Genomic DNA, 23,701 nt, shown 5'->3' with positions numbered 1-23,701 from the left:
TCTTCGGGCTCGGAGAGCCCTCCCACAAGAATTCAAGATTTGGAGACCCCTCCCACATCAACTCTACTCCCAGGGATTCACCAGCATCACCCCTGTAGCCTCAAAGTCACCCACATTGCGAGTCATCAGATGAAGACCATGCCGCAGCGCGGTCGCGGCGATCAGACCATCGATCGCGGGAATTGGCTTCCCCTTCTTTTCGCATTTCGCGGTGACCTCGCCCCAGATGGTTGCTGTCTCAAGGTCGAGTTCAAGAACGCGATCTCCGGCCGCAGCAATCATCTGCTCAAGCCACGCGTCGAGCGATCGCTTGCGCGCCCCCGCCTTGAGCTTATCGATCACTTTTCGCAGTTCGCCGACCGTCAGCACGCTGAGAAATAGGTCGTCGGCTGGTAACGCTTCGAGGCGTTCCCGAACTCGCGGATTGCCCGCGTTTCGCTGGACCTCGGACAGCACGCACGTATCGATCAGTGTTCTCACAGCAGGGCTTCCCGCCCCACGCTCCGGTCGCGCTCCAGTTCCACATTCTCCAAAGTTGGGCCGCTAAGAATCAGGTCTTTAAGGCTCCGCTGATTTCCCACTAACTGCGAGTACTCACTGCCACTCAGAAGCACGAACTTCCGGTGGCGGCGGGTGATGATTTGCGCTTCGACTTCCGCTTGGTTAAGCACTTCGCTCAACCGGCTTTTGGCCTCGGCAATGGACCACTCGGTTCGTGCCATCACGCCTCCCTTCTTTTGACTAGTGTGACTAATCCAATGCTAGGCCATTCCCGAGTGTCTGTCAAAATTCCTACACCTGAGCGAATCCGCCCAACCCCTCCCCTGGCCGGACGAATCGCAACCTCTACCCCAACTGCGACTTCGGTCCGCCACCACTAAGGAGTCCCCCAACCCGTGCGATCCCGCTCGGTTTGCCCCGTTATTCCCCGTAGGTTTCTCTGGATTCCCAACCGTGAAACTTTGCCGAAATTCCCACCCGAGGCTTCCCTGCCCCCAATTACGGGGCTATCTTAGTCCAGTGTCCGGGTCAGAATCGGGCAAGAAAACATGTGTATTCCGCCACGAATGTCGTGTCGGATGGTTTGGAGTTGCGGGGACCTACTAATAAAGCCGCAACTCTTCCTAAATTTCCCTGTTTCACACAGTGCTGCGTCCTGGTGCATCCCGTTAGGGGGGTACACAGCTCGAAGTGGAAATGGCGGGAGTTCAATTTTTTCATCAGTGGGATGGGAGGAACTTATGTTGCGTTACCTAGGGATGGCTGCAGCCGCGATGCTGCTGACCGTTGGGTCGGCCATGGCCGACTGTGGATGTGGAGCACCCGCCAGCTCCGATTGTGGTTGTGCCAAGGCGGCTTCGGATTGTGGTTGCGGCGAAGCGACCGGTGAAGGTTGTGGCGAGACGATGGTCACCAAGACCATCTACGTCCCCACCTACGAGACCGTGATGAAGACCGTCACGACCACCGAGTGCAAGCCCGAAGAGCGGACTCGTACTTACACCGTGAAGAAGAGCGTTCCCAAGACCGAAGAGAAGACCGAAACCTACACCGTCATGGTTCCCCAAAAGGGCACCAAGACCGTTGAGTACACGGTCATGAAGCCGGTTCAGGAAACCAAGACCTGTGAATACACCGTCATGGTTCCTTACACCGAAGAGAAGACCGTTGAGTACACCGTGATGGTGCCGACTCAAGAAGAGAAGACCTCGACCTACACCGTCATGGTCCCCTACACCGAAGAAGTCGAGCAGAAGTACACCGTGCAGGTTCCTGTCTACGAGGACAAGGAAGTTACCTACACCGTGATGGTTCCCTCGTACGAAGAGAAGACCTCGACCTACACCGTGATGGTTCCCTACACCGAAGAGGTGGAGCAGAAGTACACCGTGCAGGTTCCTTACACCGAAGAAGTGACTGGCACCCGTAAGGTGACCAAGCGCGTCCCGGTCCAGAGCACCCGCACTGTCACCGTCAACACCGGTCACTGGGAAACCCAGATGGTCGAAGTGCCCTGCGGTGGTTGCAGCAACGGCTGCGAAGATCCTTGTGGCTGTGCCCCCGCGACTCGCACCGTGTGCAAGCGCTGCTGGGTTCCTGGCTGCGAGACCCGTGAAGTTCCTTGCACCACCTACGAGTGCGTGACCGAGGAAGTTCCTTACACCTGCACCGTTACCAAGTGCAAGGCCGAAGAGCGCACCCGCACTTGCACTGTTACCAAGTGCAAGCCCGAAGAGCGCACTCGCACCTACAAGGTGTGCAAGATGGTCCCCGAGACTCGTACCAAGACCGTCAAGGTTTGCCGTATGACCACCGAGGAGCGTACCCGCACCTGCACCGTTACCAAGTGCAAGCCTGAGGAGCGTACTCGCACCTACACCGTCACCAAGTGCGTCCCCGAGACTCGCACCAAGACCGTCCAGGTCACCAAGTGCAAGCCCGAGACCCGCACCCGCGAGTACACCGTCACCAAGTGCGTTCCCGAGACCATGACCAAGGAAGTTGAAACTTGCACCATGGTTGCCGAAGAGCGTACCCGCACCTACAACGTCACGACCTACGACTGCGTGAGCGAAGAGAAGACCGAGACCTACACGGTCATGGTTCCTCACCAGGTCACCAAGGAAGTGGAAGTGAAGGTTTGCAAGATGGTTGCTCAAGAAGTCACCGTCCCCGCCGACAACGGCTGCGGATGCGACAGCGCTTCGAGCTGCGGTTGCGAAAGCTACAGCTGCAAGCGTTTCGGTGGTGGCTGCCTGAGCCGTCTCCGTCACCGTCACCACGGTGGTTGCTGCAACTAACTCTCGCTAACCTAGCGAGAGATTGAAAAACAAAAGCGGGCCGGTTTCGAAAGAAGCCGGCCCGCTTTTTTCGTTTCGTACAACGGAATTCATTCCGTTCCTCACCTCCTCCCCTCTCCTCCCTACTAGCCCAAGGCGGAAGCCATGGGTTCTTCGCATTCCAGCAAACACACGTGAGTTCCCAAAACCTATCGGCCCCATTGTGGGACCAATGCGATACCATGAGTGGCATTCGCAAGAAGAACTGTGGAACCCCATTAAGATTCGATGAGGACTCGCGGTGAAGTGTGGTGCGGTGAACGAGGCTCGCTATACTCTAGGCTCTCCATCTCCACCCCCCGTGAGTCGCCGTATGCTTGCCCTGCCTTCGATGCTCCTCACCGTTGTTGCAGGCCTTCTAGGAGCTGAGGCCCCGGGCCAGCACGCTGTTCAGGTCGACCGCGTTGTCGCCATGGGCAACTTCGGTGCAGACTCAGCCTACGGTTTCGAGGCTCCGGCAATCAACAATTCGGCGCGCGTGCTGTTCTGGTCCAGCATCCCCGGGCAACCATTCAGTGGTCCTGATACGCGCCTCACCGTTGGCGACCCAGGTTTGCCTTCGAGGATTGTCGCAAAAACCGGAATGCCCGCCGTCGGCATGCCCAGCGACTCGGTTTACACCAACAACTTCCTTCCCACTCCCGTGCTCGATTCCCTTGGGCGGACAGCATTCGTAGCTCAGAGCAAAGACTCGTCAAACCCCTCCCCGGCCGAGCAACCAAGCGGAGTGTGGGCCGTGACAACCTCTGGCGCCCTCCGCCTCATCGCAAGTTCGGGTCAGCGCGCGCCGGGCACGCCGCCGGGAGTCGAATTCACTCAGTTCGTTCCGATTGCCACTGACCAGCCCGGGGGCGTCGTGTTCCAAGGGGAACTGCAGGGGCCAGGGATTAGTTCTACGGGCCGTATCGGAATTTGGAGATACACCGATGCGACGGGACTGCAGCTAGTGGCGCGTCCAGGAACGGCTCTCCCAGGAGTACCTACTGGATACGAACTTAGCAGCAATCTGGAGGGACTCGCGGTAAACGGCGCCGGACAAGTCGGATTCACTTCCCCAATGGCGAATGCCTTGGGCGAAGAACTCGAAGCCCTTTGGAGGTCCGAACCCAGTGGTGGTTTGACATTGCTTGCAAAAGAGATGGACCCTGTCCCAGGACTTCCGGCCGGCTATCACTTCGATGCGTTCGGTAGTGTTGCCTTGACTCCCTCCGGTCAGGCCCTCTTTTCCGCTACGGTCGTGTCTCCCCCAAGTTGGCCAAGTCTCGATTCGGGGGTGTGGCTTCAATCCTCTCCCAACGATACACAGCTAGTTGCATTCGAAGGGCATCCCGTTCCGGGTAGTGGCGGAAGCCAGGTCTTCGACTCGATCAACGGATTTAGCGTACCAAACTCCGCGGGTCGAATGGCCCTGTTAGCTACCTTAAGCAGCGCCGATCGAGTGCAGAAGTTCGGTGACAGCTTGTGGGTTGGGCAGCCCGACGACCTACAGCTCATTGCGAAACGAGGCGACGCCGCGATCGGGATGCCGGATGGCTTCACGTTCCGTACGCTGTCTACGCCGATTCAGAACGCAACAGGTGACCTTGTCGTGTTCGGGACAGCGAACAGTCCAAGTGCACCCTCGGCATTCCAACAAGGCCTATGGCACTACGATCAAGAAGGAACATTGGAGCTGATACTCGCGGCAGGAAGCGAGTTCGATGTGGATCCAGGAGAATTGACGGACTTGCGAACCATTCGTTTTATTGAAGTTCGGGAGGGTGGGCTCAACGACAATGGAGACCTCGCGCTTACTTTGAGCTTCACCGACTACTCGCAAGGGGTTTTCGTGATTTCGCTCGAAAGAATTCCTGAACCCGGCACTTGGATACTACTTGCGATTGGCGTGGTGACGTGCGCGCTCCGCATGCGAACCAAGGAACAAAAGGGCGTGCAACCGCTCCAGGGTTCTGCCTAGGTGGGCCGTGGCATTCCGATGTCACCCACCCAGTACTATTCCTACCATTACTACTCTAGCCCAAGGCGGAAGCCATGGGTTTTTCGCATTCCAGCAAACACAAGAACCCAAGACTCCCGTCATGGGCTACTCTTCCTCAACCGATTCACCGTCCACACAGATTTCAAGGGATCCGAACATGCTCGCTTCCACCACGTTCACCGTCGATGGCCACCAGATCGTCGAGTACCGCGGCGTCGTCCGTGGCATCGTGGTTCGCATGCCGACCATCTCGCAAGGCATCGTCGGCGGGCTGAAGAGCATCGTCGGCGGCCACATCGAGGCCTACGCCCAAATGTGCGAACAAGCCCGCGGCCAAGCCTACGACCGCATGATCGAACACGCCCAGCAGATGGGCGCCAACGCCATCGTCGGCATGCGCTACGACGCCTCGGAAGTTGCCGAAGGTGCGACCGAAGTCCTATGCTACGGCACCGCGGTCGTGATCGAGCCGGGGGTGTGAGAGCGGGAGCACGATCGCTTGAGCGCAACTCACGTTCGCGCATTTAGGCTCGTTAGTACCCCGCCAACTATTTTGCATTCGCGCAAAAAAGTCACTTGAAAGTACTCACGCCCATGCTCTAATCGGGGTGCGGGAACGTGTGTATACATGTCGGTTCCGGGCGAATGCTCACGAAATTGTTTCACGTGAAACAATTTCTCAAGTTGGGGCCGGAGCAAAGTCGGGCTCGGAGAGCACTCCCACAACTTCCGAAAGTGCCCTCCCACCGCCGCCGGAGGTGCGCAAATTGTTTCACGTGAAACATTGGTTCAAGTTTAGAAGCTTGCCAGCCGGGCCGAGCGGTTTCTGGAATCCAGTTCCACAGATAGCCCGCGTTTTCCATTGTTTCACGTGAAACAATTTCTCAAGTTTTGGGTCGGGGACTCCGCGGGGCGCCTTGCTAGCACCCGCAGCTACTTCGCTTGCTGGCCCGCAGTCCGTTTGCTACAAACCGCGGGCTTTCTTGTCTCTCTTCTCCATCGAATTCGCATGATCTCGTCCTACCCGAGTACTGCCGGGCGAAAATCCCTCGCGCTGTTGGCGACGAGTTGGCTCGCATGCCTGGTGCTCGCAACGAACGCAGCGGCCCAGAACTACGCCGAGAATCTGCCCTCTCCGTACGCGGCACTCGACATTCCCGAGAACCTGCCGCTGGAACTCAACGGCCCACAGCTCGAAGCCGTTCCAGTAGTTCCAGCCGTGCCCGCTGCCGAAGAAATCCCGCTCGCCGAAGTGCCGGCGGTTTCTGGCGAAGTCGACGTCAGCGTGCTCGTCGAAAATGAAACTCCCTGGTACTACCCCACGCACTGGGTAGAGATATCGGAGTGGGAAAAGGCGTTCGAGCTTGGCCTAAACGGTTCGAGCGGTACCAGTGAAACCATGAGCCTTCGGACTGGTGGTTACATCAAGCACAAAAGCGACGTTCGTAAGGTCGATTTCGATCTCTACTTCAATCGCACCCAAGCCGGTGGCGTCGATACGCAGAACAACGCGCAGCTCAACTTTCGCCACGACTGGTTGTTCGGCGATTCGCCCTGGTCGATTTACGCACTAACTCAGTTGTACTACGACCGCTTTCAGGCGTTCGATCTGAACGTCAACGTCAACTCCGGTCTCGGCTATCAATGGATCGATCGCGAGGCGATCAAATTGACGACAAGCGTCGGTGCTGGTGCGTCGCAAGAAATCGGCGCGCCCGACAGCGACTGGGTGCCGGAAGCGCAGTTTGGTGTGGACTACGAGCAACAGCTTAACGAGATGCAGAAGCTCACCGCCGGCATGGATTACTTTCCCGAGTTCGAGGACTTCACCCGCTACCGGTTGCTCTCCGAGATCGCCTGGGAAGTTCTCTTGTCGCAGCCCTCGAACCTGAGTCTCAAGATTGCGGCGAACAATCGTCACGATAGCGATCCGTTTGGCGCGAACCCGAACAACCTGAATTACTCCGTCCTCCTGATGTGGAAACTTTGAGTACTTCCCGCAGTCTAGCCCCGTTCTCATAGTCGACCCCCTTTGGCTAGAATACGGCGAACTTTCGAACGCCCTCCGAGTTCGGACCCCACGCTAGTGCACGGCACCACTCCCCCATCCTACGATGTCCCCGCGTCGCACCTTGCTGATCTTCAGCAAGTGCTGGAGCGCGACATACCGATGTGTGCCCAGATGGCGATCGAGGTGGTCGATTACACCGCCGGCGGGTTGGCGGTGGCGATGCCACTCGAACTGAATCGGAACCACCAGCAGACGGCGTTCGCCGGCAGTCTGAACGCCCTGTGTACGATCGCCGGCTGGGGGACGATGTACCTCGTGCTCCGGCGCCTGGAGCTGCAGGGGACCATTGTCATCCGGCGCAGCAGCATCAAGTACCACCGCCCCGTGGCCACGAGCCGCGTCTCGGCCCGCTGCCTGCCAATCGACCCGCAGTCCGAGCAGCATTTCGCCGAGATGTACCTGGAAAAAGGTCAGGCGAAGCTCGATCTGGTGGTCGAAATCCCTGGCGACGACAACCCGGCGGTCTACTTCGCCGGCTCTTACGTGGTGACTCGCCCGTAGTCTGCCAAAATGGCCACTCCCTGCGGGGGATAAACCTGCTCGTTAGCCTCTTGATGCTGCCAATATGGCACTTCGCGTGCGAGGCGGTGCCGTTGTGCTCGTCGTAAGTGTTTTACCAAAAGCAACTTGTGGCGTTGATGGGTAATTGGCACGGAGCTTGCTTTTAAGGCCGTACGTGGCCTCGGAACTGCCGGGGCCGCCCGAAACCCATCGGTCCACTGGTTCGCCAGGTTCATTTCCTAAGAGGAGGTAAACAATGAAGACCACCCAATCCCACAACCGTATCCAAAACATCTTCCCCGCGGCCCTGGCTGAGGTCGATTCGTTTGTCGACCAATTCCTGGGCAATGCGACGGCCCGCGGCGCTGCTTGGCGTGCGCCGGCCGCGATTTGGGAGGGCAAGGACCAGTTGCACGTCGAAGTCGACGCCCCCGGCGTGAAGCTCGAGGACGTTGACATCACGTTCGACAAAGGCCGGCTGTCGCTGACGCTGGAGCGCAAGACCCCCGAGCACGAGGGAACCTTGTGGCACAACGAGCGTGGCTACGGCAAGGTCACCCGCACACTGGCTCTCCCCGACACCGTGGACCCCGACACCATCGAGGCCACGCTGAGCGAGGGCGTGCTGCGTGTTTCGATCGGCAAGCGGCCTGAGCTGCAGCCGAAGCGAATTGAAGTCAAGTCCGCGTAATTTGTAGTGCGTGGCGAGACGAGAACCTATGGCGGCCGCACCTCGTGGGTGCGGCCGCACTTTTTTGCGCCAAGCTCTCGCCGGCCGGTTGTTTCGTGTATCCGTGGCCGGCGAGTAAGCGTTGTATGGGTTAAAGCTTTTGTAGCCGACAAGCTTTCCGTAAATCGCTCATCCTGCCTGATCGCGTTCAATCATGTCCCCCAGCCTACCGAATTTGAACGTGAGGTTATGGCTCCTGTCGGGCGATGCTAGCGATGCATCCATGTCCGAGGGGGCTTTCAATGGACTGAAACGACAGAGCGGAAGCTGCCATGGCTGGCAATCACGTACGTACCCGACCCAACCTGAACCGGACGATCCTCACTGGATTCGTCGCGATGGTGGTGTATTCCACGTTCGTCACGTGGCAGCCGCCGTCGCGGACGTTGCGCTTGGCATCGACGCCGTCGACACGGCTGTCGCATCAGCTCGCGCTGCTCGAGGCGGGCACGCCACCGGCGCACGTGTGGCAAAATCTTGCTCCGCAGTTTCGCGCCACTAGTTCGGCCGACAAAGGCGCATGGATTGACGTCGACGCCGAGACCACTGAGCTTTTCGAGGCGCAGCTAAACGCGATGCTGATGCCCGGGGCCGATCGGCAGCTCGTGCAGCGTGGTTCGGTCGAATGGTTGCTCCAGCCTGCGAAGCCCGAAGCGAATACGCTCGCGCAGTTTGCCATTTTACGTAAGCTGAATCCGTCGCACCCCGCATGGTTGCTCGTCGGTGGCCAGGGGCAAGCGGCGTGGAGCCGGTTGCCGAGTGCGACACTGGAAATCCTGCGTAGGGAAACAGCGACAACCGAAACCGTCGATAACTCACGGCGATTCGCATCGCCTCCTTCGCTACTCTACGGCCCGGCGCTCACCGGCGCGAACGAACGTTTGGCGATGATCCCGCGTTCGCAGCCCGTGGTTGAGCTCAAGACCCTCGCGGCTCCTTTGGATCAACAAGTAGTCGCTGCAATGCGGCCGTGGCTCGCCGAAGGTTTACAGTCGGCGCTCGATCGGCCGCAGTTCGCCGAGCCGAACACGCTGGTGGCGCTGCTGAAGGAGCTTGCACTCGAACCGCAATGCACGCAGTGGGCGATGGTGTCATTGTCGCACATCGATCTGCTTACGAATCCCCAGTCGAACTCGGCGTTCACCGTCGTCGACAACCTCGAGCGTCTCGCAAACCTCTCGGAAGAAGCCGAGCAGCTGGCTGCCGAGTCGACTGATCCTGCGCTTGCGACCAAGCTGCGTCGTGCTCGGTACGCGATGTGGCGTCGTGTGGAGATCTGGCACGCGGTGGCGAACTTGGCGACGCCCGCTGCCGATCGGATCGCGCTGGTGGACTTTCCGAGCTCGGGCAACCGGTTGCGTGTGAGCCGAGTGTCGCTGCACTCGCAGGTCGCAGTGGATCAGTTGCTGCGCGAAGTCGAGCAGTACGAGTCGCAACCCACCGCGGCTAACGGCGAACTCCTCGCGATTCGTCTCGCCCAGCTGTCGCAGTCGGGCAACGTCGGCCGTCAGGAACTTTCGGAAGCTCTCTCCGATCAGTATAAAAACGCCAACGCTCGCGTCGCGCTGACGGACGACCTAGTGAATCGTTTTCTGCCGCGGGGCCAGTCGAAGGTCGAACCGGTTAGCGACCGTGTGCTTGGTACACCGGTGAGTGGCCGGGCGATTACGGAGACTTCGGCGTCGGTGACGCTGCTGCCCGATCCGAACGCGTGGCGTTTGGGCCTGGAGATTACGGGCAACGCGCAATCGCAGACCGTGGCGTTCGAGCGGACCGTTCGCGTGCGAACCAATGGCTCGACGAACTTCGCCGCGCGGCAGCAGTTAGTGATTGATTCGCAGGGCATGCACCTGGGCCGCGTGGTGGCGGACGCCAACAGCGTGAGTCGCTTCGTGAACGCCCGCAGCGAGTACGACGCGGTGCCGCTGCTCGGTGGTTTTATCCGCGGCAAAGCGGCGGATGGCTTCGCCGAGCGTCGCGGTCGGGCTCAGAATCAGGTTTCCGCGAAGACGGAAGACCGGGTGCAGCAAGAAGTGACCCGCGCGACTCGCGAAGCGGTGGACCGCGCGACCAAAGAATGGGAATCGCGCGTTGTGATGCCGCTGGCGATGGGTGGCGTGTCGATCGAGCCCGTCGAGATGCTGACGACCGACGAGCGGCTCGTGGCGCGGGTGCGTGTGGCGCACGCCAACGGCCTGACCTCGTTGACTCCCCGCCCCCAGGCGCCGAGCGATAGCCTGGCGAGTGCTCAACTGCATCAGTCGGCGTTCACGAACCTGGTGTCGGGCATGAACCTCGCCGGCGAGCACTTCACCGCCGAGGACTTCGCAGCCCACATCCGCCAGTTCGCCCCGCACTTGCCGGTCGAGGAGCTCGACGCCGACTCGCGCGAAGCCGAGATCGAGTTCGCCGAAGGAACGCCGATCACGTTCGAACTGGTGGATGGAAAAATGCACGTCGCGATGCAAGTGAAGGAGCTCGTGGTGCGCGGCCGGGCGAACCGCGACTTCACGGTCCACCTTTACTACGCGCCCAAGGCCGATGGCCTGGTCGCGCGACTTGAGTACCAGGCGGGTCCGTATCTCGAAGGCAAGATGTCGAACGCCCAGCGGATGCGATTGCAGACCATCTTCGGCAAGGTGTTTCCGAACGACGGCTACGTCGCGGTGGGTGGCGAGTACGCGAATGACGCGCGGCTCCGCGGTTTGATGATCACGCAGATGGTAATCGACGACGGCTGGCTGTCGATCGCGATTGGACCTGAGGCAGAAGACCGCACGGTGCAACTCGATCGTTACGCGCCGGTTTGGAAGTAGTGCTGAGGGGCGCAGCATACTAAGGGCCCTAGCCCTCGACGGGAGTCGTGGGGTGGGACAGGACGCAACGCGCGGCAAACCCAAGGCTTCCGCCATGGGCTAGTGATGATTTGAGCGCGAAAGTTTGCGAAGCACGCGCCGTCGGCTACCAGAAGCTGGTACGCTCCAGGGGTGCCAGTGGAAACCAACCACAGTCCGTGGGCACCTGAAACGACAGGATGCTTTCGAGCGGGATTTGATGCTCGTTTTCCATCAATTCCAGTTCGGAGCTTGTGCATAGTGGTCCCACCCCCGGAATGTATCCGAGCATTGGCCAAGGGGTCCGGTGTTCGAAAAGGCTGAGGGTCAAGCAACTAACCGTCTCGTTTTCAACACGAATAGTGCCCGTGAGACGGCTAGACTTTCCTTCGGCGACGAATTCCACGCGTTGTACCGACTTCCAGTCGGGCTTATCGGACGTGACGCGTTTGAAGGCGGTCTTGTCAGCGACTAGCGTTCGCCCCACGACGGTAGACACCGAACGTGGTATCCAGCCTTCATAGGTGGTGCAGCCGAGCCGTTCTTCGACGTCCCCCCAAATGCTTTTAGAAGGATTGCTAACAACGAGAAGGCTAGGCTCGGGGTGTGGGTCGCTGAGAAACCGCAGCACGAGCCATTCGTCGGTCAGCTGGACGAGCTCGCCAGAGTACCGCTGCTCGACGTCGTCGCGGCGGACGACTACCTGGTAGCGATCGCCTAGCTCAAGATGCCGCACATCGGTGGACGTCGCCGGCTCTTCGCTTCGGGCTGGTATCGCTACGAACGTGAGCAGAATCAGCAGAGCACACATCAGGCGAACTGCACGAGCACTCATCGCGGCACCCTTTTGTGGAAGAAGGCAGGCGGGCGTTTACGGGTAAGCGGGACAGAGGTTCGCTTGTAGGAAACCGCAAGGGGTGGGGCAAGGGCGGCGAAGCGGTCGTAGCTAGCAAGGGGCGGGTTGTTTGCTGCGCGGTTATTGATCTTCCGATTTCGGAGGGTTAGCCCATGACGGGAGTCTTGGCTTTGTGGGAACGTTGTCCCTCGGAAAAACCCAAGGCTTCCGCCATGGGCTATCGGGGACGGAGTAGCGTGGAAACCGGAGAGTTCGCGCCTCATTGCCGGGATTTCTCGTTACGGGTTTGTAACCCCTCGGACTTGCGTCGCTAGTTTGACGGGGGGCGCTTGCTCGTATCCAATGCGTTTAGCGGGCTCATCGGGGGCCGTTTGTACGATTTGTGCCGGATTTATGCGGGTCGCGTTTCGTGGGAATTGCGAGCCGCGCGTCATCGCAGGACGTACATTACAGGGTGCTGTGATTGGCCGATTGTGCCGCCGCGCGTTGCACGTTGTTTATTTCGTTGCCGTAACGATTTGGAAGGGTTACTACCATGCGTACTTCGTCCCCCAGCCTGTGGATCAAGTTAACTTACGTAGCGCTCGGCGCTTTGGCGGTCGTGGCGATTCGCGCCGGGGTGGAAGCATCGCATGCCCAGAGCGTTGGCTCGCCGGGTGGCACGGGCAACGTGTCGTCCGATCGCGAAGCGGCTTGGAACTCGCCGGACATGTTGCGAGCTCGCGCTTCGGTGACCGAACATTTGCAGGATAACACCGCGCTATCGGAAGCCGAGAAGGCCGAGATGCTGCAAGGTCTCGAGACGATGACTCCCGCGCAGATGAAGCTGTTCGCGCTGACTCACGCGCACGCATCGCAGAGTGGAACTCACGCTCAGGCACACATGACCGCTCAGCAGTCGCTTCAGCACGCCCAGCAGATGGCTGCCGCTCAGCAGTGGTGGTACCAGAACGTTCACAAGGCGGAGATGAACCAATCGCTGGCTGCTGACAACCAAGCCGACCAGAACCTCAACAACATTTCCGAAGGCGAGACCGCCGCGGCGAACGTTGAGCAGCAGACACTCGAAGTGCAAAAGGAATTCGCGCAGAGCAACCAGGCCGCAAAGCTCGACGACTTGAACAACCCCTACCCGAACGGGGGTTACGCGAACCCCTACTGGGGTGGTGGCGTTCACTTCCACCTGTATGGCCCGTAAGCGTAATTCGCTTATTCGACCAATCGCTCAGCGCGATTGCGATGAGGATTAATTCGTCCGCTCGTTCGCGGCGAATCTCCGAACAACGACTACCTCCGAACATCGTGGGATGCCATGATGTCGGAGGTAGTTGCATTTGGTGACTAGGTGGCGAGCAAAAAAGTATCCGCTGGGTGATGCGTAAAATACGGTACCCTCGTCCGTTTAATTGGATGGGAAGCCCCGGCGGGGTCGTCAGAATAGAAGGTTGGGGGCAGGGCGCGTTTTGTGCCGCGCCTTCGAGTTCTACTTGCGACACCCCAGCGAAGGCGGACGATGGCGATGGGTCAGTTAGAAGCGGCGGCGAGCTCGCGGCGGAGTTTCTTGAAGGAGGCGGGAGCTATTGCCGTGGCTGCGCCCTACGTGGTGCCTGCCAGCGTGTTTGGCAAGGACGCTCCGAGCAACCGTGTGAACGTCGGCTTCATCGGTCTGGGCAATCAGGGATTCTTCGACCTGGGTTCGTTCTTGCGCCAATCGAACTGCCAAGTGGTGGCGGTGTCGGATGTGAATCGTGGCAGCAAGGGCTACAAAAATCCGAACGATGTCCGAGGACTCGAGCCGGGTAAGAAGATGGTCGAAGAGTTCTACGCCAAGAACTCGCCGTCGGGGAGCTACAAGGGTTGCGAGGCGTACCCCGACTTCCGCAACTTGATCGCCCGCGACGACATCGACGCCGTGGTGATCGTGGTGCCCGATCATTGGCACGAGACCATGACCATCGCCGCGGCCGAAGCGGGGAAAGACATTTACTGCGAGAAGCCACTCGGCCTGACCATCGCGGGGCAGAAGCGGATGGTCGAGGCGGTTCGTAAGCACAACCGCATTCTGCAAACGGGCTCGCACGAGCGCTCGAATCCCTTGGTGCGGGACGCGGTGGAGCTCGTGCGGAGTGGGAAGATTGGTGAAGTGAAACGTGTGGTGGCGCACGTCGGGTTGAACAACAAGACCGGCCCTGGCCCCGGCTGGAAGCCAATGCCGGTGCCCGAGGGATTCGACTACGAGATGTGGCTAGGTCCCGCGCCGGACGCCCCGTACCACGCCGATCGTTGTCTGTACAACTTTCGATTCCTGTACGACTACTCGGGGGGGCAGGTGACGAACTTCGGGGCGCACTCGCTCGACATCGCGCAGTGGGGGCTAGGCATGGACGACTCGGGGCCTGTGGAGGTCGAGCACGTTTATGCCGACTACCTGCCGAAGGGAAGTCTGTTTGACACGGCGACGCACACGGGTTTTCGTTGCAAGTACAAGGGTGGCGTGACGCTCGATTGCATGACAGGGGTGCCGAGCGTCCGCACCACCTTTTTCGGAACCGAAGGGGTGGTGAGCATCGACGCCGCGGGGCAGAACCCGATGGTGATTCCGCAGGAGCTAACGCCCAAGAGCCTGCAGTCGTCGAAGGGTTATCACTCGAACCCCGACCACGCGAAGAATTTTCTGGCGTGCGTTCAATCGCGCAAAGAGCCCAACGCCCCGGTCGAGGTGGGGCATCGGAGTGCAACGGTGTGCCACCTTGGCAACATTGCGATGCACCTCCGGACAAGGTTAAAGTGGGATCCTGTTGCCGAAGAGTTTACGGGGGCGCGAAGCGCTGAAGCGAATCGGTTGCTCGACCGCGAAGCTCGTATCGATTGGCAGAGTTAGTCGTCCGCCGCGGGCGATTCGAATTATTGTTTACACACTATCGAGAAGTTGCCTTTGTCTCGCAGTTCGCTACCAACCGTTTCGTTATCGACCAAGCCGACGAATGTTCGCGTGGTGGCGGTCGAGCTCTATTATTTGCCAATCGAAACGCGCGTGCCATTGAAGTTTGGCACCGAGACGCTGACATCCGTTGTCTGCGCGCGGGCGGCGGTGACGGTCGAAGATCGCTCGGGCCGGCGCGAGACGGGCTGGGGCGAAACTCCATTGAGCGTGCAGTGGGTATGGCCATCGCCGCTGCCGTACCAGTCGCGTCTCACGGCGATGCAGGCCTTCGCCGAGCTCATGGCCGAACGGCTGGCGGGCTTCGATGCCGTGGGGCATCCGCTGGAGATTGGGCATCAGTTTCAAGAGCAAGTGCTGGAGGTCGAACTCGAAGCGCTCGCCGCGGCGTCGCCGGCTGGTGAATCGTTGCCGCTGCTGGCGGGGCTGTTGTGCTGTTCGATGTTCGACCTCGCCATCTACGACGCGTTCGGCAAGCTGTGTGGCAAGTCGGTGTGGGAGACGCTAGGGCCGGAGCATTTGAACTTCGATCTGAGCCGGTACCTCACGCCTGCTGCCGATGCAGAGGTTGATTTCGCGGGGAAGTATCCCGTCGACTTTCTGAAGCGTCCGGCGGAGACGTCGCTCGTGGCTTGGCATTTGGTCGGCGGGCTCGACCCGGTGACGCCGGCTGATCTTGATGGCAGCGAGCCCACGGACGATCATCCGGTGCTGCTTACGGACTGGATACGCCGCGATGGGCTCCAGTGCCTCAAGGTGAAACTCCGTGGCAACGACGCCGCGTGGGACTACCAGCGGCTGCTCGACGTGGGGCAGGTGTCGCTTGAGCTCGGCGTGAAGTACTTGACGGCGGATTTCAACTGCACGGTGACCGATCCAGCGTACGTAGTCGATGTGCTCGATCGACTCGAACGCGAGGCCCCAGCGATTTACCAGAGTATCACCTACATCGAGCAGCCGTTTCCTTACGATCTGGAAGAGCACCGCATTGATGTCCATTCGGTGTCGGAGCGCAAGCTGCTGCTAATGGACGAGAGCGCGCACAACTGGGAGCTGGTGAAGCTCGGCCGGTCGCTCGGCTGGACGGGCGTGGCGCTGAAGACCTGCAAGACATTGTCGGGCGCGCTATTGTCGCTCTGTTGGGCTCAGGCGCATGGCATGCGGCTGATGGTGCAGGACCTGACGAACCCGATGCTGGCCCAGATTCCGCATCTGCAACTGGCCGCTAACTGCGACACGCTGCTGGGTGTGGAATCGAACGGAATGCAGTTCTACCCCGCCGCCTCCGACATCGAAGCCCGCGTGCATCCGGGCATGTACCGGCGGGTGAACGGCCGGCTGGATCTTTCAACAACGGCGGGCACGGGTTTCGGGTACCGCGTCGACGAGATCGCCCGCCCGCTGCCCGCCCCCGCCTGTTCGTTCGCGAGTTAGCCATGGTGAAATTCTCGATTGCAATCCGTGTGGCCGCGTGCGCGGTGGTGATCGCGGTGAGCCTGTCCCGTGCGCTCTTGGCAATGGAGGTGCCTCGCACGGTGGTTTGGGATGGCGAACGACTGGCCGAACTGAGAGAGAATCCCGAACGTCGTACGCCCTTAGAACACGCGGCGATGAAGGAGCTTCGGAGGGGAGCGGATGCCGCGGTGTTGCAGAAGCCGGTCTCCGTGATGGACAAGGAACTCGTTCCGCCAAGCGGCGATAAGCACGACTACGCGAGTTACGGCATCTACTGGTGGCCCGATCCCGCGAAGCCGGATGGCTTGCCCTACATTCGCCGCGACGGGGAGACGAACTACAAGTTGGTGGAAAACGGCGACAGCGACCGCATGGAGGCGATGGTCAACTCCGTGGTGTATCTTTCGCTCGCCAATTACTTGACGGCCGATAAGAAGTACGGCGAAGCCGCGGCGCGGCACCTCTCCACGTGGTTTCTTGATCCCGCCACGAAGATGAACCCGCATCTGGAGTTTGGCCAAGCGATACCCGGTCGGGTGGATGGTCGGAAGGTGGGCATTATCGACACCTCGGCTCTCGTCGAGTTGTTCGACGCAGTCGTCTTGCTTCAATCGACGGGAGCCCTCGACGAGTCGCAAGTGAAGGGATTTTATGATTGGACGGCTGCGTACCTCGATTGGCTGCTGGAGAGTGAAATGGGGCTGGAGGAGCAGAAGGCCCCGAACAATCACGGCACCTGGTACGCGGCACAAGTCGCCCGCATGGCGCTAGTAGTGGATCGGCCGGAAGTGGCCAAGCGGGTGATCGAAGAGCTTCGTGACAAGCAGATGCAGCACACGTTCGCCGAAGATGGCTCGCAACCGCGCGAGATGGCGCGGACGCGCTCCTTCGACTATGCACGCTTCAACTTGGTAGCCCTGGTTGTCTGTGCGAAGTGTGGCGAGCGAGTGGGCCTCGACCTGTGGAACGAACCCAAGAAGGGGGCGAACATCAAAGACGGGCTCGAATTTCTCGGGCCCTATCTTCAGTTCCAGAAGCCATGGACTCATCAGCAGATCGTCCCGCTGCGGTTTACTCCGTCAAGCTGCCAGTTGCTGCTCGTCGGCTACGCGAAGTCCGATGATCCCAGCTATACTGAGTTCCTTGGCGACGAGAAGCTGCGGAAGTCGAGCGAATGGATGCTGCCGGTGCTCACGCAGCGCGTGCCGCCGGAAGCGGTTGCCAAGTGATCTACAAGCCAGGCGGTGTTGACCCCATCTGAGTGCGAGGTTCGTGATGCGCAGTGTTTTGACGTGCTGGATGGCTCTGGTTCTGGTAGTCGCGAATGCGGACCTCGGTCGCGGTGCGGAAGAAGCGACCGAGTCGCTCGAAGCTGCCGCCGATCAGCTGGTCACAAAACTGATGGAGCGACAAGGCATCCCTGGCGTTTCGATCGCCATTGGCAGGGACGGAGATGTTGTGCTGGCGAAAGGTTACGGCCTTGCGGACGTCGAGCATCAGGTGCCGGTGAAGCCCGAGACGCTCTTTCGCACCGCGTCGATCTGCAAGATGTTCACCGCGGTGGCCGTATTGCAACTCGCGGAGGATGGGAAGCTCGATCTCGATACGCCGGTGTCCGAGTATTTCCCCGAGCTCGACAAGGACGATTGGACTTTCACGTGTCGCCAACTTCTGGGGCATCTGGCCGGCGTGCGGCACTACAAGTACCCCGGCGAGAACAACTCGACGCGGCACTTCCCCGACGTGCAGTCGGCAATGACCACGTTCGTGAACGACCCGCTCGTATCCGAGCCTGGTACCGAGTACCTCTACAGTTCGTTTGGCTACAACCTATTGGGGGCGATCGTCGAGCGGCGGTCGGGCGCGAAGTTCGACGAGTACCTGCGTGACTCCGTGACTAACGTGGCAGAGATGAGCGCGACTCAGGTCGACCATCACTACCGCATCCTCGCCAATCGCGCGGCGGGCTACATGCGGCCGGAACGCGGGCGTGGTTGGGGCCGCCGCGATTTGAAGCCGGGCGAACTCTATAACGCGGCGCTGCACGACACGAGCGTCAAAGTGCCGGGGGGTGGTATGATGTCGACGCCGACCGACCTGGCTCGCTTCGCCGATGCCCTCGCGAAAGGAAAGCTGCTGGAGGACGCAACCCTGGCGGCGATGATCACCGAGCAGCAAACCACCGATGGCAAGAAGACCGGTTACGGCCTGGGTTGCCGGCTTTTGGCCGGGGAGCCTAACCCGGTGGTGGGGCATAGCGGCGGACAGGCGGGTGTGAGCACGTACCTGGTGCTGGATCCCAAAACGGGGAAATCGGCCGCCATTATGTGCAACTTGGAGGACGCCGAACTCCACGGCGTGGCGATGAAGCTGCTTTCCCTGGCCGAGAGCGACGCGAAGCGGGAATAAACCCGTACTCCTGGGCGGCTTTCGATTGACAAGGTGGGATGAGTGGGGATAATAGGCGGCGTGTTCCGATTGGGGTTTCTGTAGGGAATTGCCGGCCGATCTGTGGGCTGGTCTTGGTGCAAGGCGGCGTTTTGGGAGCGTGGTCAGGCTGAACTGATTGCGCATTGGGGGTATGTACCTGCGATGGCCGCTACTGCACTGTTTATAAGTTCGAGCGATGCGCTGCGCGACGAAGTCGCGGCGCATGTGTCGCGTTGGCAGGATGTGTTCTTCGCGATTTCCACGCATCTCAACGAGGCAATACTCGCTAGTCACCCGTCGCTCGCCATTGTGTACTTCCACGCCGACGTGGCTACTTCCGTCGATTGGAAGCAGCTGCTAACGCTTGCGGAGGACCACGAATCGCAGCCCGCGGTGGTCGCAGTGATGGACGCGTTTGATCCCGCCGGTGCGGTGAGTTTGCTCCAGCTTGGCGTGACCGATTGCTTGCCGACGCCGATCGACTTCTCGCGGATGGCGATGCAGATCGGTTACGAATCGTGGCGTGCCTATCATGCGCCGCGGCCCAGCCGCGTCAGTCGTGAGCGTGCCAGCGAACTGTCGCTCGCGAACTTTGGGCCTGTGTCGCTAGCCGCCACGCTGCCCGTGCCGTTTGAACTGGAGTCGTCACGCCGGTCGGCAGAGCTTGCCGCGATTTCGCAGGCGCTCGCAGCCCATAACAACAATCGCTCGAAGGCGGCCGCCGCCCTGGGCGTGAGCCGTGTCACGCTCTACAAGAAGCTGCACAAGTACGGCATGATGGGACTCGCGCAGGACGCGGGTTGAGAACCCGTTTCGTGCTTACGGCATTTCGACCTTACCATCGACGTGGCACGCGGCTAGCTCATTGTTCTTGCTAGTGCCCCGGAACCGTACGGCCAGTTGTTCGTTGGGCTCGCCCGTGCTGCGAGCGATGGTGCAGCCGACGAGCTGGATGCCTTGGCAGTCGTTGGCTTCGATGGCCACGGGCGTGCCATCCAGGAACTGACAGCCAACGATGCTGATCCGCTCGCAGGCGTCCATTTCCAGAAGAGGAAAGTTCTGACCGCCAGGCGTTTCGTCGCGGAAGTGGCAGCCGGAGAGGATACTGTTGCGGCAATGGTCGAGCTTCATGCCGGCGAATCGATCGTCGGCATGGCGGCGAAAGTTGTTGCCCGTGAAGTTGAGCTGTTCGCACCTCTCGGCGAGTACCGATAGCTTGGTGGCAGAGTACACGGAGTTCCCCGATACCACGGGTCCGTAGCAGCCCACGAAGTGAAGGTTGACCTCCTGGCTGCCGATGATGTTGCCGGTGATGGCGAAGAGTCCCGGCGGACGGTCTTTGCCGCCGTTGTCCAGGATGCGAATGTTGGCCCCGCCAGGCGAGGGGGTCGCCTGGATGGTGTTCGACGCGATGGTCACTTCGTCCACCGTTGCGCCAGGCGCGCGGGTGTCGATGAAGATTTCTGCGGTAGGTTCGGGTGAGAGTCCTTCGTGGCGGAGGTGGTTGTTGTACTCGATATCGTTGCCGGTGATTTGCAGGTTGCGAATCTCCGATCGCTCGATTCGAATGCCACCGAGGCGGTTGTAGCTAACATGACAGCCGACGATGTTGATTTGATGGAGATTCACTCCGTCGAGATAGATGCCAATGCCCGTGTTGTGATAGATGTGCGAGCTGTCGATGATGATGTTGCGGTTGCGTTCGCGGACACGAATGCCATGGCGAACGCGGTGAATCAACACCCCTTCGATGATCGCCTGCATGGTGCCTACGAGGTCGATGCCATCCGCCTCGGGGTGCGTGGCGGTGATCTCCAGGTGGCGAACGGTGGGCATCCGCTGCGACTTCCAGACGCGGGGCTGGATGTCCGGAGGATGGGCCGCGCCGCGGAGGTGCGTGCCGACAAGCCGAATGGCGGGGCCGGCGGCCGACATGATGATCTTTGCAGTGCCTCCGCTTCCTTCGAGGGCGATGTAGCCGGTGCGTTCGAGCGGGATTTCGAGTGTCTCGCTGATGAGATACTCGCCCCGGGGAAACTCGATCCATCCATCGCCATCGAACATCGCGTGGCGAATCGCCTGCGTGTCGTCGGTCTTCCCATCACCCACCGCCCCGAAGTCGCGAACATTACTCATGCTTGTAGTCGTCGTAGTAGTTGGTGTCCGCAATCGGCGGGGTGTCGTCGAGCGTGCGATTGAGGATCGCGGCCATGTCGTTCACGATGTTCCCCGAAGTCGGCGAAACGCGGGAATTGAACAACAAGGCGTAGTTCCGGCCGTCGCTGCGACGTACCAGTTTGGTGTTGGTGCCGGGGAGCGCGCCGCCGTGCTCTTGAATCAATACCTTGCCATCGGCGTCGCTGGTGATCTGCCAGCCGAGGCCGTAGTAGGTGGGCAGTTTCTTGCCCTCCTTATCATAACCGGCAAGGCCTTCGGGACGGTCGCAAAGTAGCTCGACCGATTCCGATTTTAAGAGCGGGCAGTTCTCCGCGTCGTTCAGCGAGTCAGCGATGCGTACCAAGTCAATCGCCGAGGCAATCCACGCCCCGTGCGAGTCCATGGATTCCAGATACCATGCACCGTACGGGCTCGGTACGCGCTGGTGCAGGTTCGCGGCATAGACCGACCGCGTGACGTTCGGATCGTAGTACCGCACTTCGTTGTTCTTACGGCCCTCAAGGTGCGTCGCGCCGATGACCATGTCCGTGACGCCCACAGGAGCCAGGACGTGCTCCTTGACGTAGTCGTCGTACTTCTGGCCAGTCAGCTTCTCGATTACGCGACCCAACAAACAGTATCCGTAGTTCGAGTACGCGTAGCGTTCGCCGGGGTTAAAGTCGAGCGGCAAGCCCATCATGGCCCGGATGATCTCGTTGTGCTCGGCCGGCGGAGGAGTATCCAGAGCGCGGGCGAATCGGACCGATTGGAACATGCCGTCGAACGAAACGTCGCGATCCCAGCCGCCGCGATGGTCGAGCAGATGGCGAATGGTGATCTGGTTCTGTCGTTCATCGAACTTCGCCCCTTCTTCGAGATGCGGTTCGTATTCGGTCAGGATGTCGAACACCGGGGTGTCGAGCGTCAGCTTGCCTTCGTCGACAAGCTGCATGATGGCGAGCGCGGTGATCGGCTTTGAAACGCTGGCGATGCGGAACAGATCGGTCGGTTCCACCTGCTCGCCTGCGGCGATGTCCGAGTAACCAAACCCTCGCGAGTACACGAGCCGGCCGTTCTCGGTGATGGCGAGCGAGCACCCGGGCACGCTGTGCTGCTTCATGAACTCTTGGACCACGCGGTCGATCGATTCCAAACGATCGTCTCGCTTGCCGGTGAGAAGTTGGTACGGTGCCTTCTCGGCCTTGTAGCCTGGACCACGCAGCACGCGGCCGGGCCGATGGTCGGTGGTTTTGCCATCGTCGAGCACCAGCTTGCCGTTGACCACCACGTACTTCATGCCCTCGGGCATCTTGCGTGGCTCGGCGGGCGTGGCGGTGTCGGCGAAGGTGTCGTAATCGAACGCGATGATGTCGGCGGCGAGTCCCACGGCGAGCTTGCCGCGATCGTACGCCAGCACTTCGTTAGCAGCCACAGCACTTGCTTGGGCGACGGCGCGTTCGAGAGAGATCGCCCCCAGATCGCGGACGTAGCACGAGAACAACTTCGGGAAAGCTCCGTGCGAACGCGGGTGCGAAACACTCCGCGACTCCGAGGCGGGGCCGACGTCGGTGCAGAAGGAGACGAACTCCTCCTGCATGGCACGAATGATGTTGGCCTCGGACATGGTGATCGGCATGGCGAACGTGTTGTCGGGCACGAGCTCGAAGAAGACGTCCCAAGGCTCCTCGCCGGACTCCTTGGCGATGGCGGCGACGCTTTGGCCGACCCACTTGGCGTACTTCTTGTTGCTGGTGTTGCCCACCAGCACTCGATTCCAGTCGCTACCCGCGTGGCGGTACCAGTTCTCCCAACCGTCGGTCTCTTCCATCTCCTTGCGAATCTCGGCCTGGAGTTCGGCGTCGTCGAGTCGGCGATAGAGTTGCCCCTTGCCCTTGGCAAAGTGCCGGGGATGAATGAGCGCTTCGAGTCCCAAGCCATTGAAATCGTACGGGTAGATGTCGGCGGTGACTTGATGGCCCTCGGCCCGGGCTTCTTTGATCTTGGCGATCGCGAGCTGCATCTTGCCCCAGTTGTGCTTGCCGGCGGCTTTCAGGTGGTAGATGTGCACGGGCGTGCCACCTTGGCGACCGATCGCTAGCGCCTCGTCAATTGCGGCGAGCAGTTCGTCGCCTTCATTTCGCATGTGCGTGTAGTAGCGCCCGCCGTAGTGGCCGGCGACTTCGGCGAGGGCCGCGATTTCGTCGGTCTTGCCATACACGGCTGGCGGGTAGATGAGGGCGGTCGAAACTCCAATCGCCCCGGCTTGCATCGCCTCGCGAACGTGCTCGCGCATCGCGTCGAGTTCTTCGTCCGTAGGACGGCGGTCCTCTTCGCCGATCACCAGCCGGCGAATCTGCGAATGGCCGACCGTCTGAACGACGTTCACAGGTAGGCCCTTGAGCTCGAGCATCTGAAAGTACTCGGCCATGTTCTGCCAACCGACTTGGGCCGCTCGCTCGTCGTCGAGCGGCGCTTCGCTGGAACCCTCGCCCGCGTTGATGGTCGTAATGCCCTGCCGCAGAAGGTTCTCGGCGGTGCTCGGATCCTCCATCATCGGCGTCGCTGTTTGGCCCATCATGTCGACGAAACCGGGGGCGACGATCAGCCCTTTGGCATCCACCACGCGGTGAGCATCGCGGGCGCGGAGCTTACCAATCGCGGCTATTTTTCCACCGGCCACGGCCACGTCCGCCTCGTACCACGGCGCACCCGTGCCATCGACCACACGCCCGCCCCGAATGAGGAGATCGTACTTCTTCGCCGCGAACGTCGTCGCCGAGCAAGTCATCAAACTAGTGGCAACAAAGAGAGCGGTGATCAGCAGGCGGGGGCGGTACAGGGGGCGGCTAAGCATCGGTAGGCTTTTCTACTTCAGGTGGGATAGTTGGCAGGTCAACCCACGAGCCGC

General features: G+C 60.4%; 18 protein-coding genes. 13 read left to right on the top strand and 5 right to left on the bottom strand.

All coding sequences use genetic code 11. The features are described 5' to 3' along the window. Positions 1 to 63: 63 nt before the first annotated feature. A complete protein-coding gene (locus SH292x_RS19270) occupies positions 64 to 480 on the bottom strand; it encodes a type II toxin-antitoxin system VapC family toxin (protein WP_442482653.1) in 417 nt (138 codons plus the stop codon). After that, positions 477 to 722, bottom strand: coding sequence for a type II toxin-antitoxin system Phd/YefM family antitoxin (locus SH292x_RS19265; RefSeq protein WP_442482652.1), 246 nt, complete (start codon positions 720 to 722; stop codon positions 477 to 479). The genes SH292x_RS19270 and SH292x_RS19265 overlap by 4 nt, the downstream gene beginning before the upstream one ends. A 519-nt stretch (positions 723 to 1,241) precedes the next feature. Between SH292x_RS19265 and SH292x_RS19260 the strand changes: the two genes are divergently transcribed. The 7 genes from SH292x_RS19260 to SH292x_RS19230 all read left to right on the top strand — a co-directional run bounded on the left by SH292x_RS19260 (position 1,242) and on the right by SH292x_RS19230 (position 10,936). Beyond that, positions 1,242 to 2,801 carry a hypothetical protein gene (locus SH292x_RS19260; RefSeq protein WP_442482651.1) on the top strand — a complete coding sequence of 520 codons (1,560 nt, stop codon included), beginning with the start codon at positions 1,242 to 1,244 and terminating at the stop codon, positions 2,799 to 2,801. Between the two features lie 352 nt (positions 2,802 to 3,153). Beyond that, positions 3,154 to 4,797 (top strand): DUF7453 family protein, encoded by a 1,644-nt coding sequence (locus SH292x_RS19255; RefSeq protein WP_442482650.1) that lies wholly within the window; start codon positions 3,154 to 3,156, stop codon positions 4,795 to 4,797. A gap of 178 nt (positions 4,798 to 4,975) precedes the next feature. Next, positions 4,976 to 5,299: a YbjQ family protein gene (locus SH292x_RS19250; protein ID WP_442482649.1), complete on the top strand. Its 324-nt coding sequence runs from the start codon at positions 4,976 to 4,978 to the stop codon at positions 5,297 to 5,299. 528 nt (positions 5,300 to 5,827) lie between these two features. Next, the gene (locus SH292x_RS19245; RefSeq protein WP_442482648.1) at positions 5,828 to 6,808 is read left to right on the top strand and encodes a DUF481 domain-containing protein; all 981 of its coding nucleotides are present in this window, start codon (positions 5,828 to 5,830) and stop codon (positions 6,806 to 6,808) included. A 96-nt stretch (positions 6,809 to 6,904) separates the two neighbouring features. Then, positions 6,905 to 7,390 carry a YiiD C-terminal domain-containing protein gene (locus SH292x_RS19240; protein ID WP_442482647.1) on the top strand — a complete coding sequence of 162 codons (486 nt, stop codon included), beginning with the start codon at positions 6,905 to 6,907 and terminating at the stop codon, positions 7,388 to 7,390. Positions 7,391 to 7,646: 256 nt separating this feature from the next. Continuing rightward, the gene (locus SH292x_RS19235; RefSeq protein WP_442482646.1) at positions 7,647 to 8,081 is read left to right on the top strand and encodes an Hsp20/alpha crystallin family protein; all 435 of its coding nucleotides are present in this window, start codon (positions 7,647 to 7,649) and stop codon (positions 8,079 to 8,081) included. A 311-nt stretch (positions 8,082 to 8,392) separates the two neighbouring features. Next, positions 8,393 to 10,936 (top strand): hypothetical protein, encoded by a 2,544-nt coding sequence (locus SH292x_RS19230; RefSeq protein ID WP_442482645.1) that lies wholly within the window; start codon positions 8,393 to 8,395, stop codon positions 10,934 to 10,936. A 145-nt stretch (positions 10,937 to 11,081) separates the two neighbouring features. Here SH292x_RS19230 and SH292x_RS19225 read toward each other — a convergent pair whose 3' ends face one another. Further along, positions 11,082 to 11,789 carry a hypothetical protein gene (locus SH292x_RS19225; protein WP_442482644.1) on the bottom strand — a complete coding sequence of 236 codons (708 nt, stop codon included), beginning with the start codon at positions 11,787 to 11,789 and terminating at the stop codon, positions 11,082 to 11,084. 556 nt (positions 11,790 to 12,345) lie between these two features. Here SH292x_RS19225 and SH292x_RS19220 point away from each other — a divergent pair. The 6 genes from SH292x_RS19220 (at position 12,346) to SH292x_RS19195 (ending at position 19,440) form a co-directional block, all read left to right on the top strand. After that, positions 12,346 to 13,008 (top strand): hypothetical protein, encoded by a 663-nt coding sequence (locus SH292x_RS19220; RefSeq protein WP_442482643.1) that lies wholly within the window; start codon positions 12,346 to 12,348, stop codon positions 13,006 to 13,008. Between the two features lie 321 nt (positions 13,009 to 13,329). Continuing rightward, positions 13,330 to 14,691 carry a Gfo/Idh/MocA family protein gene (locus SH292x_RS19215; RefSeq protein WP_442482642.1) on the top strand — a complete coding sequence of 454 codons (1,362 nt, stop codon included), beginning with the start codon at positions 13,330 to 13,332 and terminating at the stop codon, positions 14,689 to 14,691. 54 nt (positions 14,692 to 14,745) lie between these two features. After that, on the top strand, positions 14,746 to 16,185 hold the full coding sequence (locus SH292x_RS19210) for an enolase C-terminal domain-like protein (protein ID WP_442482641.1): 1,440 nt from the start codon (positions 14,746 to 14,748) through the stop codon (positions 16,183 to 16,185). A gap of 2 nt (positions 16,186 to 16,187) precedes the next feature. Further along, complete coding sequence (locus SH292x_RS19205) at positions 16,188 to 17,435, top strand: alginate lyase family protein (RefSeq protein WP_442482640.1); 1,248 nt, start codon at positions 16,188 to 16,190, stop codon at positions 17,433 to 17,435. A 46-nt stretch (positions 17,436 to 17,481) separates the two neighbouring features. Beyond that, positions 17,482 to 18,615 carry a serine hydrolase domain-containing protein gene (locus SH292x_RS19200; RefSeq protein WP_442482639.1) on the top strand — a complete coding sequence of 378 codons (1,134 nt, stop codon included), beginning with the start codon at positions 17,482 to 17,484 and terminating at the stop codon, positions 18,613 to 18,615. Between the two features lie 183 nt (positions 18,616 to 18,798). Next, positions 18,799 to 19,440, top strand: coding sequence for a helix-turn-helix domain-containing protein (locus tag SH292x_RS19195; RefSeq protein ID WP_442482638.1), 642 nt, complete (start codon positions 18,799 to 18,801; stop codon positions 19,438 to 19,440). A gap of 15 nt (positions 19,441 to 19,455) precedes the next feature. On the opposite strand, the gene SH292x_RS19190 is transcribed toward SH292x_RS19195, so the two are convergent. Together SH292x_RS19190 and SH292x_RS19185 are read right to left on the bottom strand one after the other, a co-directional pair. After that, positions 19,456 to 20,772 carry a right-handed parallel beta-helix repeat-containing protein gene (locus SH292x_RS19190; protein WP_442482637.1) on the bottom strand — a complete coding sequence of 439 codons (1,317 nt, stop codon included), beginning with the start codon at positions 20,770 to 20,772 and terminating at the stop codon, positions 19,456 to 19,458. After that, positions 20,765 to 23,647: a serine hydrolase gene (locus SH292x_RS19185; protein ID WP_442482636.1), complete on the bottom strand. Its 2,883-nt coding sequence runs from the start codon at positions 23,645 to 23,647 to the stop codon at positions 20,765 to 20,767. Before SH292x_RS19185 ends, SH292x_RS19190 begins: the two co-directional genes overlap by 8 nt. Positions 23,648 to 23,701: the final 54 nt, after the last annotated feature.

It is taken from the genome of Aeoliella fuhlenseeensis (assembly GCF_052161615.1).
Taxonomy (GTDB): Bacteria; Planctomycetota; Planctomycetia; order Pirellulales; family Lacipirellulaceae; genus Aeoliella.
This window is presented reverse-complemented; position numbering and strand designations above follow the sequence as displayed.

Coding starts and splice junctions, on each gene's coding strand:
- SH292x_RS19265 (WP_442482652.1), bottom strand. CDS start 722: ATGGCACGAACCGAGTGGTCCATTGCCGAGGCCAAAAGCCGGTTGAGC.
- SH292x_RS19260 (WP_442482651.1), top strand. CDS start 1,242: ATGTTGCGTTACCTAGGGATGGCTGCAGCCGCGATGCTGCTGACCGTT.
- SH292x_RS19255 (WP_442482650.1), top strand. CDS start 3,154: ATGCTTGCCCTGCCTTCGATGCTCCTCACCGTTGTTGCAGGCCTTCTA.
- SH292x_RS19250 (WP_442482649.1), top strand. CDS start 4,976: ATGCTCGCTTCCACCACGTTCACCGTCGATGGCCACCAGATCGTCGAG.
- SH292x_RS19245 (WP_442482648.1), top strand. CDS start 5,828: ATGATCTCGTCCTACCCGAGTACTGCCGGGCGAAAATCCCTCGCGCTG.
- SH292x_RS19235 (WP_442482646.1), top strand. CDS start 7,647: ATGAAGACCACCCAATCCCACAACCGTATCCAAAACATCTTCCCCGCG.
- SH292x_RS19230 (WP_442482645.1), top strand. CDS start 8,393: ATGGCTGGCAATCACGTACGTACCCGACCCAACCTGAACCGGACGATC.
- SH292x_RS19225 (WP_442482644.1), bottom strand. CDS start 11,789: ATGAGTGCTCGTGCAGTTCGCCTGATGTGTGCTCTGCTGATTCTGCTC.
- SH292x_RS19220 (WP_442482643.1), top strand. CDS start 12,346: ATGCGTACTTCGTCCCCCAGCCTGTGGATCAAGTTAACTTACGTAGCG.
- SH292x_RS19215 (WP_442482642.1), top strand. CDS start 13,330: ATGGGTCAGTTAGAAGCGGCGGCGAGCTCGCGGCGGAGTTTCTTGAAG.
- SH292x_RS19205 (WP_442482640.1), top strand. CDS start 16,188: ATGGTGAAATTCTCGATTGCAATCCGTGTGGCCGCGTGCGCGGTGGTG.
- SH292x_RS19200 (WP_442482639.1), top strand. CDS start 17,482: ATGCGCAGTGTTTTGACGTGCTGGATGGCTCTGGTTCTGGTAGTCGCG.
- SH292x_RS19195 (WP_442482638.1), top strand. CDS start 18,799: ATGGCCGCTACTGCACTGTTTATAAGTTCGAGCGATGCGCTGCGCGAC.
- SH292x_RS19190 (WP_442482637.1), bottom strand. CDS start 20,772: ATGAGTAATGTTCGCGACTTCGGGGCGGTGGGTGATGGGAAGACCGAC.
- SH292x_RS19185 (WP_442482636.1), bottom strand. CDS start 23,647: ATGCTTAGCCGCCCCCTGTACCGCCCCCGCCTGCTGATCACCGCTCTC.